We start from the raw sequence: 13,376 nt of genomic DNA, 5'->3' as shown, positions 1-13,376 counted from the left end.
CTGTTCACCGCGCTGCTGCTGTCCCTGCCCGGATCGCCGATCCTGTACTACGGCGACGAGATCGGCATGGGCGACAACATCTGGCTCGGCGACCGGGACGCCGTCCGCACGCCGATGCAGTGGACCCCCGACCGCAACGCCGGCTTCTCGTCGTCCGATCCGGGGCGTCTCTTCCTGCCCACGATCATGGACCCGGTCTACGGCTACCAGGTCACCAACGTCGAGGCGTCCATGTCGTCGCCCTCGTCGCTGCTGCACTTCACCCGCCGCATGATCGAGATCCGCAAGCAGAATCCCGCCTTCGGGCTGGGGTCCTACACCGAGCTGCAGTCCTCGAACCCGGCGGTGATCGCCTTCCTGCGCGAGTACGAGGACGACCTGGTGCTGTGCGTGCACAACTTCTCGCGGTTCGCGCAGCCCACGGAACTGGACCTCAGGCCGTTCACCGGACGCCATCCGGTCGAGCTGTTCGGCGGGGTGCGGTTCCCGGCCATCGGTGAACTGCCGTACTTGCTGACCCTCGCGGGCCACGGCTTCTACTGGTTCCGGCTGCGCCGGGACGCGGCGTAGTCCCCCCCGGGTGGGGCGGCCGGCGGTTTCCACCGCCCCACCCTGGGCACGCGAAACTCACACCCCGACGATCCGGGGAAAGGAACGTGACGCCCATGGCGGAAACGGTCACCCCCTTCGGCACCGACCGCTCGACCGGCCACCTCCTCACATCGCTCGATCCGCTGCTGCGCGAATGGCTGCCCCGGCAGCGCTGGTTCGCGGGCAAGGGACGTCCGGTCACCGGGTTCACCGAGGTGGCCGTCACCGAACTGCTGCCCCCCGACGGCCGGCTGGGCCTCTACCACCTGCTGCTGCGGGTGCACCAGCCGTCCGTACTGGGCGCGCCACCGCACCCCGGCGACTGCTACCAGCTGCTGATAGGTGTGCGCGAGGCGCTGCCGCCCCGGCTGGCGCCCGCGCTGATCGGGCATGTGGAGCAGGGACCGCTCGCCGGACGCACGGTGTACGAGGCCCTGTACGACCCCCGGCCCGCCGAGGTGCTCCTGGAGGCGCTGCGCACCCGGGCGCGCGTCGGCGGGCTGCGGTTCGAACGGGACCCGGAGCAGGAGATCCGGGACGGCCTCGTACCCCGGCTGATGACCGCCGAGCAGTCCAACTCGTCGATCGTCTATGGCGATACGTTCATCCTGAAGCTGCTGCGCCGGGTGGTCCCGGGGGTCAACCCCGACCTGGAGATACCGCTCGCCCTCGCCCGCGAGGGCTGTGACCGGGTACCCGCGCCGACGGCGTGGCTGCTCGCCGGGCCGGAGCCGGAGCCGTACGTCCTGGCCGTGCTCCAGCCGTTTTTGAACGGCGCGGACGACGGCTGGGAGCTCGCACTGCGCGAACTGGCCAAGGGCGAGGACTTCGTCGCCGAGGCCCGGGCACTCGGCCGGGCGACCGCCGAGGTGCACACCGCGCTGGCACGCGCCCTGCCGACGGTCACCCTGGGCCAGGCCCAGCTCCGGCTGCTGGTGGACGGCATGACCGAGCGGCTGGAGGCGGCGGTGCGGGCGGTGCCGGCCCTGCTGCCGTACGAACCCGGGCTGCGGTCCGCCTTCGAGGCGCTGGCGGAGCTGGCCGCCGAGGGGCACACCTGGACCGCCCAGCGCGTCCACGGCGATCTGCACCTCGGCCAGTGCCTGCGCTCGCCGTCCACCGGTACCGACCCCGCGTCGAGCGGTGGGGGCACCTGGTCGCTGATCGACTTCGAGGGCGAGCCGGCCCGGCCGCTGGCCGAGCGGCGCATGCCGCAGCCGCCGGTGCGGGACATCGCCGGGATGCTGCGCTCCTTCGACTACGCCGCCCACTCGGCGACGGCGCCCGCGCCGGACTGGGCGTGGCACTGCCGGGCCGCCTACTGCTCCGGGTACGCGGAGGTGGCGGGCCGCGATCCGCGCACCGACCCGGTGCTGCTGCGGGCCTACGAGACCGACAAGGCCGTCTACGAAGTCGTCTACGAGGCCCGTCACCGCCCCGAGTGGCTGCCCGTGCCGCTCGCCGCGGTCCGCCGCCTCGCCACAGCCGACCCGACCCTCGCCCGGGAGAACCGCCCGTGACGTCCAAGAAGTCAGCCACCTCGAAGAACAAGTCAGGCAAGAGCAAGCCGGACCGGAACAGGACGGACCGGAGCGCCGCGGAGAGGGCCGGTGCCGGCAGGGCCGCGATCCCGGCCGCCCGCAGGCCCGGACCGCCGGACCTGCCGGGTCCGGCGGAGGTGCCGGGTCCGGCGGAGGTGGCGGTCTCCCCCGCGATCGACGCCGGTGACCGCGAGCGGCTGCTGCACGGCACGCACCACGCCCCGCACTCCGTGCTCGGCGCCCACCCGGTCCCCGGCGGTGTCGCCTTCCGGGCCTTCCGCCCCTACGCCCAGGCGGTCACCGTGGTCTCCGGGGACCTGCGGGCGGAGCTGCACGACGACGGCGACGGCTTCTTCTCCGGTCTGCTCCCGCTCACCGGTGTCCCCGTCTACCGGCTGCTCGTCACGTACGACGGCACCGTCCACGAGACGGAGGACACCTACCGGTTCCTGCCCACGCTGGGCGAGCTGGACCTGCATCTGATCGGCGAGGGCCGGCACGAGCAGCTCTGGCGGGCGCTCGGCGCGCACGTCACGACGCACCAGGGGGTGACGGGCACGCGGTTCTCGGTGTGGGCGCCGAACGCGCGGGGCGTCCGGGTCGCCGGGACCTTCAACTTCTGGGACGCCGGGGCCTTCCCGATGCGCTCGCTCGGCTCCTCGGGCGTGTGGGAGCTGTTCGTGCCGGGCGTCGGCGAGGGCGAGCTGTACAAGTTCGAGATCACCCGCCCGGACGGCTCGCGCACCCTGCGGGCCGACCCGCTGGCCCGCCGCACCGAGGTCCCGCCCGCGACCTCCTCCGTCGTGCACGCCTCGCACCACGAGTGGGGCGACGCCGAGTGGCTGGAGCGGCGCGCCGGCACCCCGGTGCACGAGGCGCCGTTCTCCGTGTACGAGGTCCATCTGCCGTCCTGGCGGCCGGGCCTGACCTACCGGCAGCTCGCCGAGCAGCTCCCCGCCTACGTGACGGAGATGGGCTTCACCCATGTGGAGCTGATGCCGGTCGCCGAGCACCCGTTCGGCGGATCCTGGGGCTACCAGGTCACCGGTTTCTACGCGCCCACGGCGCGCCTCGGGACCCCGGACGACTTCAAGTACCTGGTGGACCGGCTGCACCAGGCGGGCATCGGCGTGATCATGGACTGGGTCCCGGCGCACTTCCCGCGCGACGCCTGGGCGCTGGCGGAGTTCGACGGGCGGCCCCTGTACGAGCACCACGATCCGCTGCGCGCCGCCCATCCCGACTGGGGCACGCTGGAGTTCGACTTCGGCCGGCGCGAGGTGCGCAACTTCCTGGTGGCGAACGCGGTGTACTGGTGCGAGGAGTTCCACATCGACGGGCTGCGGGTGGACGCCGTCGCCTCGATGCTCTACCTGGACTACTCGCGTGAGCCCGGCCAGTGGACCCCGAACGAGCACGGCGGCCGGGAGAACCTGGACGCGGTCGCGTTCCTCCAGGAGATGAACGCCACGGTCTACCGGCGCTGCCCCGGGGTGGTGACCATCGCCGAGGAGTCCACCGCCTGGGACGGCGTCACCCGCCCGACCCACCAGCAGGGCCCGAGCGGCTTCGGCGGTCTGGGCTTCGGGCTGAAGTGGAACATGGGCTGGATGCACGACTCGCTGCAGTACATGAGCCACGAGACGGTGCACCGCAGCCACCACCACCACGAGATGACGTTCTCGATGGTGTACGCGTACAGCGAGAACTACGTGCTGCCCATCTCCCACGACGAGGTCGTGCACGGCAAGGGGTCGCTGGTGTCGAAGATGCCGGGCGACTGGTGGCAGCAGCGCGCGAACCTGCGGGCCTACCTCGGCTTCATGTGGGCCCATCCCGGCAAGCAACTGCTCTTCATGGGGCAGGAGTTCGCCCAGGGAGCCGAGTGGTCCGAGGTGCACGGCCCCGACTGGTGGCTGCTCGACCCGTCCTACGGCGCCGAGAGCGACCACCGGGGCGTGCGGGACCTGGTGCGGGACCTGAACGCCGGCTACCGCGCCGCACCGGCGCTGTGGCAGCGGGACACCGATCCGGCGGGCTTCCAGTGGGTCACCGGTGACGCGGCGGACGACAACGTCTTCGCGTTCCTGCGTCTCGACGCCGAGGGCAGTCCGCTGCTCGCGGTGTCCCATCTGGCGCCGGTGGTGCGGCACGACTACCGGATCGGTGTACCGGAGGACGTTCCGGCGTGGGTGGAGGTGCTGAACACTGACGCCGGGCGGTACGGCGGGAGTGACGTGGTCAATCCGGACGCGGTCAAGCCGGAGCCGCAGGGCGCGCACGGGCGTCCCGCGAGCATCCGGCTGACCCTGCCTCCGCTGGCCACGGTGTGGCTGCGGCCGGCCTAGGTCCTGTCCGCAAAGTCACGCCTGCGTCGCGGCGCCCGGCACGCACTCTCGCCCCGCCAGGGGGCTCCGCCCTTGGACACCGCCGCTCATGCGCCGGAGGGGCCGGTCGCACCCGGCCCCTCCGGCGGGCGGGTCACGCCTTCAGTCCCGCCGGCAGGTCGCCGGTGTGGAGCACGCCGAGGTGCTGGGTGGCGCGGGTGAGGGCCACGTACAGGTCGCTGGTGCCGTAGCGGGACGGCTCCACGACCAGGACCGAGTCGAACTCCAGGCCCTTCGACTGGCGGGGGTCGAGGAGGACGACCGCGTGGGTGAGGTCGGGTTCCGCGCCCGCCGTCACCCCGTCGAGCCGGGCGGCCAGCGCCCGGTGCAGCTCGCGCGGGGCGATGACGGCGAGCCGGCCCTCGGCGGGGGTGAGTTCGGCGACCGCCCTGGCGACCGCGCCGGGCAGGTCGCCGCCCGCGTCCCGCACCCAGGGCCGTTCCCCCGTCGAGCGCACCGAGCTGGGCGGCTCGAAGTCCGGGTGCTCGGCACGGACGACGGCCGCGGCCAGGTCCATGATCTCGGCCGGGGTGCGGTAGTTGACGCCGAGCCGGGTGTGCTCCCACCGGTCCTCGACGTAGGGGGCGAGGATGTCCGCCCAGGATCCGACACCGGCCCCCTCGGCGGTCTGGGCGGGGTCGCCCACCAGGGTCATCGAGCGGGTCGGGCTGCGCCGCATCAGCAGCCGCCAGGCCATCGGCGACAGCTCCTGCGCCTCGTCCACGATGATGTGGCCGAAGGCCCAGGTCCGGTCGGCCGCGGCCCGCTCGGCGGCGCTGCGGTGGTCGGCCTCCTCGTGCCGCTCGGCGAACCGCTCGGCGTCGATGATGTCGTGCGCGGACAGGACCTCGCTGGCGTCCGGGTCACTGTCCTCCTTGTCCTCGAACTCGTAGGTGCGGGAGGCGTAGGAGACGTCGAGCACGCCCTGGGCGTAGGCGACCTGCGTCTCCCGCTCGCGTTCGGCGCGGGCCCTGGCGATCCGGTCGTCCTCGCCGAGGAGTTCGGCCGCCTCGTCGAGGAGGGGTACGTCGGCGACGGTCCAGGCCCGGGTCACCGGGCGGCGGACGGCGTCGGCGTCGGCCCGGGACAGGTAGCCGTCCGGTTCGGCGAGGAAGTCGGCGACCAGCCGCCGCGGGGTGATCCGGGGCCACAGCAGGTCGATGGCGGACCAGACCTCGGGGTTCTCGGCGAGTTCGTCGCGGATCTGGGTGACGTCGGCGGGGTCCAGCAGGCTGCCGCCGTCGTACGGGTCGGTGCCCACGCGCTCGGCGTACAGCTCGGTGAGCGTGTTGAGGATGTGGCCCTCGAAGTACTCGCGGGCCGCGTTGTGCGGCAGCTTGGCGGCGCGGGCGCGCTCACGGGCGACGCTCACGAGTCCGTCGTCCAGCATCAGCACCTCGCGGTCGTGCTCGACGGTGACGACCGGGTCGGGCAGGGACTGCCGGTCGCGCACGACGGCGGCGAGCACGTCGGCCATGTCGGCGCGGCCCTTCACGGCGGCCGCCTCGGGCGTGTCGGTGGCGGTGGCCCGCACTCCGGGGAACAGCTCGCCGACGGTGGCCAGCAGCACACCGGTCTCGCCGAGGGAGGGCAGCACCTCGCCGATGTAGCCGAGGAAGGCGGGGTTGGGTCCGACGACGAGCACGGCCCGGCGGGCCAGCAGCTCCCGGTGCTCGTAGAGCAGGTAGGCCGCCCGGTGCAGCGCGACGGCGGTCTTGCCGGTGCCGGGGCCGCCCTCGACCACCAGCACCCCGCGGTGCGGGGCCCGGATGATCTCGTCCTGCTCGGCCTGGATGGTCTGCACGATGTCGCTCATCCGGCCGGTGCGGGCCGAGTTGAGCGCGGCCAGCAGGACGGCGTCGCCGCTCGGGTCCTCGTGGCCGGTGCGGGTGGCGTCGCCGAGGTCGAGGATCTCGTCGTGCAGCGAGGTCACGGTCCGGTCCTCGGTGGTGAGGTGCCGGCGGCGGCGCAGCCCCATCGGCGTGTGACCGGTGGCCAGGTAGAAGGGACGGGCGACGTCGGCCCGCCAGTCGATGAGGACCGGCGTGCGCTCGGCGTCGTCCTCGCGCAGGCCGATCCGGCCGATGTGATGGCTGACACCGGAGGTCAGGTCGATCCGGCCGAAGCAGAGCGAACCGTCCACCGCGTTCAGCGCGGCGAGCAGCCCGGAGCGCTCGGCGACCAGGATGTCCCGCTCCAGCCGGGCCTGCATGGGCTTGTCGCCCTGCGCGAGGGCGTCCGCGACCGAGGCCTCGGCCTCGCCGCGCAGTTCGTCGACGCGCGCGTACAGTCCGTCGATGAATTCCTGCTCGCGCCGCAATTCACCGTCTGGAAATTCGGTGTTTGACAATTCCGCTCCCGCCCGGATATACTCTGCTCAGTGAACATCGCCGCGTCTTCATTCAATTGAAGTCGCGAATCACTGAATATACGCAGAGAAATCCCCCGAGCGCAATTGCTCAGGGGATTTTTTGGTGTGCGGGGCCCTCTCAGAGCACGTCGGACAGCTCCTCGAGCAGCCGCCGCTTGGGGCGTGCCCCCACCATCGCCTTCACCGGCTCACCGTCCCGGAACACCATGAACGTCGGCATCGACAGTACCTTGTACGCGTTCGTGGTCTCGGGGTTGGTGTCCACGTCGAGCTGCACCACCTTCAGCCGGCCGTCCTGCTCGGACGCCAGGTCGCTGAGCACCGGCCCCATCTGGCGGCACGGCGGGCACCAGTCGGCGGTGAACTCCACCAGCACCGGCAGGTCCGCCCCGAGCACCTCCGTCCCGAAGTCCGCGTCCCGCACCTCGGCCACACCGGCAGCCTTGATCATTTCGCTCGCCCTCCCAGTTCGCACAGCGGTTCCGGACCACCCGGAACCAGCGAAGCGGCGGCCAGCGCCTCCCGGGCCAGCTCGGCCGCCCCGAGCTGCCCCGCGACGGTCTCCCGCACCGCCGTGAGCTGCCCGATGAGCGCGTCCAGCTCGTCCAGCTTGCGCCGGTAGACCACCAGGGACGCCGGGCAGGAATCACCCTCCGGGTGCCCGGCCCGCAGGCACTCCACGAACGGCCGCGTCTCCTCCAGGTCGAACCCGCACTCCTGCAGGGTCCGGATCTGGCGCACCAGCCTGAGGTCGCTCTCGTCGTAGGTGCGGTGTCCCTTGGCGTCGCGCCGGGCGGGCAGCAGCCCCCGCGTCTCGTAGTAGCGCAGGGCGCGGGGGGTGGTCCCGGCCCGTGCGGCCAGCTCGCCGATTCGCATGGTCCCGACCGTAGGTGTTGACGTCGGGGTCAAGGCAAGGGCCGTTCGTGGGCGGCCGTCCCGGCCGACTCCTCCACCTCCAGCAGCGAGGCGCTGTGCCGCTCCTCGTCGAACTTCCGGCGCCCGCCGCGCAGGCCGAACAGGCGCTTGGTCAGCGCGATGTACAGGACGGCGAGGATGTTGAGGACCAGGGTGGCGATCTTCAGCCAGCTGATGTGCTCGCTGAGCTCGTAGATCTCCAGCGGGAGGAACGCGGCCGTGGCGACCACCGTCAGGTACTCCGCCCAGCGCCTGGCGTACCAGAGGCCGACCGCCTCGACCAGTTCGATCAGCGCGTAGGCCAGCAGCAGGGCCGCCACGAGCAGCAGTGTGGACTGCCGGTAGCCGAAGACCTTCTGCAGCGAGCCGACCACCGGGGAGTGGTCGAGGTCGTAGTGGAAGTGCCGGAACACCGGGCGGAGGACGTCCAGGTACTCCTCGAAGAGCCGGCGCACCGCGTTCCGGCTGTTGCTGAACCTCCACACCGCGACCGCGACCAGCACGATGAACACCCCGCGCACGGCCCGTTCGACCGCCAGGAAGCGCAGGACGAAAAGATCCCGCAGCACCTTCCCACGCGGCACCAGCGGCGCGTCCTCGGCCGGTCCCGAACCGTGCGGCTCGCCGAGCACGAAGTCGCCGCAGCGCAGGCAGCGCCAGACGTCCCCGAGTTCCGTGCGGGCGTGCAGCCGCACCCGCAGCCGGGGGTCGTCCGGCGCGTAGGTGACATGGCCCTTGCGTGAGCAGGTCCGCCGGTCCCAGTCGATCTTCATCCCCCGTGCCCGCCTTTCGTACCGCGTTCGGGAACGAGCACTAACGTGCCGTTCCGGTCGACCGGAACGGCACGTTAGTGGATGGGAGCCGGGCGGCCGGGTCACGGGGGGAGCCCCGGCCGCCCGCGGGTGGGCCCGGACGCCCGGCCCGGGTTCAGGCGGGGCCGGGCGTCCGGAGTCTCGGATCAGGCCTTGGCCAGTTCCTTCTCGTCGCCCTCGCGGGGCTCGGGGAGCCCGGTGGCGGCGGACCGCTGCTCGTCCAGCAGCGTCGTCTCGTCGAAGGGAAGGTCACCGGCCAGCACCTGCCGCACCCGGCCGTTGTCGATCTCCTTGGTCCAGGTGCCGATCAGCACGGTGGCCACGGCGTTGCCGGCGAAGTTGGTCAGGGCGCGGGCCTCGCTCATGAACCGGTCGATGCCGACGATCAGACCGACGCCGTCGACCAGCGCGGGCTTGTGCGACTGCAGGCCGCCGGCCAGCGTGGCCAGGCCGGCGCCGCTGACGCCCGCGGCGCCCTTGGACGCCAGCAGCAGGAAGAGCAGCAACGGGATCTGCTCGCCGACGGACATCGGGGTGCCCAGGGCGTCCGCGATGTACAGCGACGCCATGGTCATGTAGATCATCGTGCCGTCGAGGTTGAAGGAGTAGCCGGTGGGGACGGTGATGCCGACGACCGGCTTGCTGACGCCCAGGTGCTCCATCTTCGCGATGAGCCGCGGCAGCGCGGACTCCGAGGAGGAGGTGGACAGGATCAGCAGGAACTCGCGGGCGAGGTACTTGAACAGGGAGAGGACGTTCACGCCGGCGACGATGCGCAGCAGGGCGCCGAGCACGATGAAGACGAACAGGAAGCAGGTGACGTAGAAGCCGAGCATCAGCACGGCGAGGCTCTTCAGCGCGTCCAGGCCGGCCGAGCCGGTGACGGCGGCGATGGCGCCGAAGGCGCCGATGGGGGCGGCCCACATGACCATGGACAGGATGCGGAAGACCAGCCGCTGGATGTGCTCGACACCGCGCAGCACCGGCTGCCCGGCCGAGCCCATGGCCTGCAGCGCGAACCCGGTGAGCAGGGCGATCAGCAGGGTCTGCAGGACCTGGCCCTCGGTGAAGGCGGACACGAACGTGACCGGGATGATCGACAGCACGAAGTCGACGGGCGGCAGCGCGTCGGCGGAGACCTGGGCGTGCCCGGTCTGCTTGAGCGCGTCGGTCAGGTGCAGCCCGTCACCGGGGTGCAGCACGTTGCCGACGACGAGCCCGATGGCGAGCGCGACCAGCGACATCACCAGGAAGTAGCCGAGCGCGATACCGCCGACGGCGCCGACCTTCGCGGCCTTGCGCACCGAACCGATGCCCAGCACGATCGTGCAGAAGATGATCGGCGAGATCATCATCTTGATCAGGTTGACGAAGCCGGTGCCCAGCGGCTTCAGCTCGACCGCGGCGTCGGGCCAGATCAGTCCCACGGCGATACCGAGCGCGACCGCCACGATGACGGCGATGTACAGGTAATGGGTCCGGTCCCGCTTGGCGCGGGGTGCGGCAGGTGCCGTATCTGGGGTGCTGGCGGCCACGGCTGCCCTCCTTGACGTCTTCGTCGGCATCACCGGCGTGCGGCTCACGTCCGGGGTGGGGATGCCGTGACTATCTCCCGCCCTGTGAGGGCGGTCACCCTTCCGTTCATTTAGTTCACGCCTGAAGGGAGAGGCACACTGCTGACATGCGCTTCCCGTCCCTGGCCCGGCCCCGCAGTCTGGCGACCCAGCTGTTCGCCGTGCAGGCGGTACTGATCGCGGTGGTGGTGGCCGGGTACGCGCTGTTCACCTACCTCAGCGACGGCCGGCAGGCGGAGGACGCGGCTGCCCGGCACGCGACCGCCGTGGCCCGGTCGATAGCGGACTCCCCCTCGGTGCGCGCGGCGATCCACACCCCCGACCCGACCGGCGAACTGCAGCCGTACGCGGTGCGGGTGATGCGGGACACGAACGTCGACTTCGTGACGATCATGAATCCGTCCGGGATCCGCTGGACCCATCCGGACGAGAAGCAGATCGGCCGGCACTTCCTGGGCCGCATCGCGCCGGCGCGGCAGGGCCGCACCTTCACGGAGACCTACACCGGCACGCTCGGCGCGTCCGTGCGGGCGGTGACCCCGGTGGAGGAGAACGGCCGGGTCATCGGGCTGGTGAGCGCCGGCATCAAGGTGGAGGCGATCAGCGCCCGGGTCCAGGAGCAGGTCACCGCGCTGCTGGGGGTGGCCGGCGGGACCCTGCTGCTGGGCGCGGTCGGCACCTACGTGATCAACGCCCGGCTGCGCCGCCACACCCACGGCATGAACGCGACCGAGCTGAGCCGGATGCACGACTACCACCAGGCGGCGCTGCACGCGGTGCGCGAGGGGCTGCTGATGCTGGACGGACAGTACCGGGTGGCACTGATCAACGACGGTGGCCGGGAGCTGCTGGGGGTGGGCGAGGCCGGTGACGCGGACCTGATCGGCCGCTCGGTGGCGGACCTGGGCCTGCCGGCCCCGCTGACCGGGGCGCTGCTGTCCTCGCAGCCGCGGGTGGACGAGGTGCATCTGACGGCGTCCCGGGTGCTGGTGGTGAACACCTCACCGGTGTCGGGCGGAGAGCGCCGGGGGACGGTGGTGACGCTGCGCGACGTGACCGAGCTCCAGTCCCTGATGGGTGAGCTGGACTCGGAGCGGGGCTTCACCCAGGCCCTGCGCTCGCAGGCGCACGAGGCGGCGAACCGTCTGCACACGGTCGTCTCGCTGATCGAGCTGGGCCGGGCCGAGGAGGCGGTGGAGTTCGCGACGGCGGAACTGGAGCTGGCGCAGGCGCTGACCGACCAGGTGGTCGCGGCGGTGAGCGAGCCGGTGCTGGCCGCGCTGCTGCTGGGCAAGACCGCGCAGGCGAACGAGCGGGGCGTGGAGCTGGTGGTGTCGGCGGACAGCCGGCTGGACGACGGGCTGCTGGAGGGCCTGTCCGCCCGTGACCTGGTGACGGTCCTCGGCAACCTCATCGACAACGCGGTGGACGCGGCGCAGGGCAGCGCCGGGGCACGGGTCACGGTGACGGCCCATGCGGAGGGCGCCGAGCTGGTGCTGCGGGTCTCGGACACGGGGGCCGGGGTCGACCCGGCCCACGCGGACCTGGTATTCCAGCGGGGGTACTCCACGAAACCTGCGGGGCCCGGCGGACGGGGTCTGGGCCTGGCCCTCGTACGGCAGGCGGTCACGCGTCACGAGGGCGCGCTGACGGTGGCGGAGGCCGAGGAGGGCGGCGCGGTGTTCGAGGTGCGGTTGCCGCTGCGCACCGCGGTGGGTGGCGGCGCATGACCGGGGAGCGGCAGGCGGCCATCAGGGTCCTCGTGGTGGAGGACGATCCCGTCGCGGCCGACGCGCATGTGATGTACGTCGGGCGGGTGCCGGGGTTCGTCGCGGTCGGGAAGGCGCACACGGGGGCGGAGGCACGACGGTTCCTGGACCGTACAGCGGTCGACCTGCTGCTGCTCGACCTGCATCTGCCGGATGTGCACGGGCTCCAGCTCGCCCGGTCGCTGCGGGCGGCGGGGCATCACACGGACGTCATAGCGGTGACGTCGGCGCGGGATCTGGCCGTGGTCCGGGAGGGGGTCTCGCTGGGCGTCGTGCAGTACGTCCTGAAGCCGTTCACCTTCGCCACGCTGCGCGACCGGCTGGTGCGGTACGCCGAGTTCCACGCGGCGGTGGGCGAGGCCAGCGGGCAGGACGAGGTGGACCGGGCGCTGGCCGTGCTGCGCGCGCCGTCCCCCGCCGCGCTCCCGAAGGGCCTGAGCGGCCCGACGCTGGAGCGGGTGACCGGCGCCCTCCGGGACGCCGGGGAGGGCCTGGCGGCGACCGGGGTAGCGGAGGCCGTGGGCATCTCCCGGATCACCGCCCGGCGCTACCTGGAGCACCTGGTCGACGCTGGAAGGGCCGAGCGGCGTCCGGTGTACGGCCAGGTGGGCCGGCCGGAGCTGGTCTACCGCTGGGTACCGGAGACGCCGGCGCCGGGACGATGATCACCGGGCCGGTGGACGCGGCGGAGCCGGTGACCGCCGGGCGGCAGCCGCGGCCGGGCCGGTGACCGCGGCTGGGCCGGTGACCGCCGGACCGGTGGCCGCAGCCGCTCACTGCGCGCCGCCTCCGGCACCGCCGGCCGCCGCACCGCCGGCCGCCGCACCCTCGCCCGTCGCCCCGGCGTCTCCCGCCCCGAACGGCACGGCGTACTGGACGATGTACACCCCCAGTGCGGCCAGCGAGACCGCCTCCAGGACGGACAGGACCGCGAGCCCCGGCGACACGTCGTCCCCCACCCAGTAGACGGTCAGCGCGCTGAGCGGCACGACGCAGAAGGCCAGCAGGTCCACCACGCACTGGGCGGCCTTGCGCGACACCCGCCGCGCGTCGCCCCGGTGGGCGACCTCCCACCGGAAGATCTCGGAATCCCGCACCCGCGCCGCCTCGGCGAGCCGGGGCCCCAGTTCCTCGCGCACATAGGCCCCGATGGCCGAGATCTTCTGGTCGTTGACCAGGTACGTCCAGCCCAGCACGACGCACACGGGCGGCAGCGCCAGCAGCATCGCGGTCTGCCTGGCCTGCGCGGCGGCGGCGATCACCGCGGCGACGACGGTCAGCGTGACGTAGAGCAGGTTGTCCCGGAACCCGATCCGCGTCTTCTGCTCGTCCTTGATCGTCTGGTACTCGGTGAGCAGCAACTGCCCCACGCTGACGTCTCGTTCGGCCACGTGCGCCCCTTCCCCCGGCAGTACC

The 13,376-nt window shown here is 72.3% G+C and carries 11 protein-coding genes; 5 read left to right on the top strand and 6 right to left on the bottom strand.

Annotated elements, in window-relative coordinates; translation table 11 throughout:
* From ACWCPN_RS15840 to glgB, 3 genes are all read left to right on the top strand, one after another.
* Window positions 1-570: alpha-glucosidase C-terminal domain-containing protein (locus ACWCPN_RS15840; protein ID WP_451206018.1), on the top strand; the 570-nt coding region annotated here is incomplete at its 5' end.
* A 95-nt stretch (window positions 571-665) separates the two neighbouring features.
* A complete protein-coding gene (locus ACWCPN_RS15835) occupies window positions 666-2,111 on the top strand; it encodes a maltokinase N-terminal cap-like domain-containing protein (RefSeq protein WP_451206015.1) in 1,446 nt (481 codons plus the stop codon).
* A complete protein-coding gene (gene glgB, locus ACWCPN_RS15830; protein ID WP_451206012.1) occupies window positions 2,108-4,480 on the top strand; it encodes a 1,4-alpha-glucan branching enzyme in 2,373 nt (790 codons plus the stop codon). The genes ACWCPN_RS15835 and glgB overlap by 4 nt, the downstream gene beginning before the upstream one ends.
* Before the next feature lie 133 nt (window positions 4,481-4,613).
* Here the strand turns inward: glgB and ACWCPN_RS15825 are convergent, their stop codons facing one another.
* The 5 genes from ACWCPN_RS15825 to ACWCPN_RS15805 all read right to left on the bottom strand — a co-directional run bounded on the left by ACWCPN_RS15825 (window position 4,614) and on the right by ACWCPN_RS15805 (window position 10,182).
* Window positions 4,614-6,839, bottom strand: coding sequence for a HelD family protein (locus ACWCPN_RS15825; protein WP_451206079.1), 2,226 nt, complete (start codon window positions 6,837-6,839; stop codon window positions 4,614-4,616).
* Between the two features lie 169 nt (window positions 6,840-7,008).
* Entirely contained in the window at window positions 7,009-7,341 is a 333-nt protein-coding gene (locus tag ACWCPN_RS15820; protein ID WP_365130610.1) for a thioredoxin family protein, read from the bottom strand.
* A complete protein-coding gene (locus ACWCPN_RS15815; protein WP_451206010.1) occupies window positions 7,338-7,766 on the bottom strand; it encodes a MerR family transcriptional regulator in 429 nt (142 codons plus the stop codon). The genes ACWCPN_RS15820 and ACWCPN_RS15815 overlap by 4 nt, the downstream gene beginning before the upstream one ends.
* 29 nt (window positions 7,767-7,795) lie before the next feature.
* The gene (locus tag ACWCPN_RS15810) at window positions 7,796-8,578 is read right to left on the bottom strand and encodes a DUF2127 domain-containing protein (protein WP_451206006.1); all 783 of its coding nucleotides are present in this window, start codon (window positions 8,576-8,578) and stop codon (window positions 7,796-7,798) included.
* Between the two features lie 185 nt (window positions 8,579-8,763).
* On the bottom strand, window positions 8,764-10,182 hold the full coding sequence (locus ACWCPN_RS15805) for a cation:dicarboxylate symporter family transporter (RefSeq protein ID WP_365130620.1): 1,419 nt from the start codon (window positions 10,180-10,182) through the stop codon (window positions 8,764-8,766).
* 116 nt (window positions 10,183-10,298) lie between these two features.
* Here ACWCPN_RS15805 and ACWCPN_RS15800 point away from each other — a divergent pair, with 116 nt between their 5' ends.
* Together ACWCPN_RS15800 and ACWCPN_RS15795 are read left to right on the top strand one after the other, a co-directional pair.
* Complete coding sequence (locus tag ACWCPN_RS15800; RefSeq protein WP_451206003.1) at window positions 10,299-11,921, top strand: ATP-binding protein; 1,623 nt, start codon at window positions 10,299-10,301, stop codon at window positions 11,919-11,921.
* Complete coding sequence (locus tag ACWCPN_RS15795) at window positions 11,918-12,625, top strand: response regulator (protein ID WP_365130604.1); 708 nt, start codon at window positions 11,918-11,920, stop codon at window positions 12,623-12,625. Before ACWCPN_RS15800 ends, ACWCPN_RS15795 begins: the two co-directional genes overlap by 4 nt.
* Before the next feature lie 108 nt (window positions 12,626-12,733).
* Here ACWCPN_RS15795 and ACWCPN_RS15790 read toward each other — a convergent pair whose 3' ends face one another.
* Complete coding sequence (locus tag ACWCPN_RS15790; protein ID WP_451206000.1) at window positions 12,734-13,351, bottom strand: hypothetical protein; 618 nt, start codon at window positions 13,349-13,351, stop codon at window positions 12,734-12,736.
* Window positions 13,352-13,376: the final 25 nt, after the last annotated feature.

The sequence above is a fragment of the Streptomyces sp. NPDC002386 genome (genome assembly GCF_053593175.1).
Note: the sequence above shows the minus strand (reverse complement) of the source record. Positions and strands in the feature narration are given on the sequence as shown.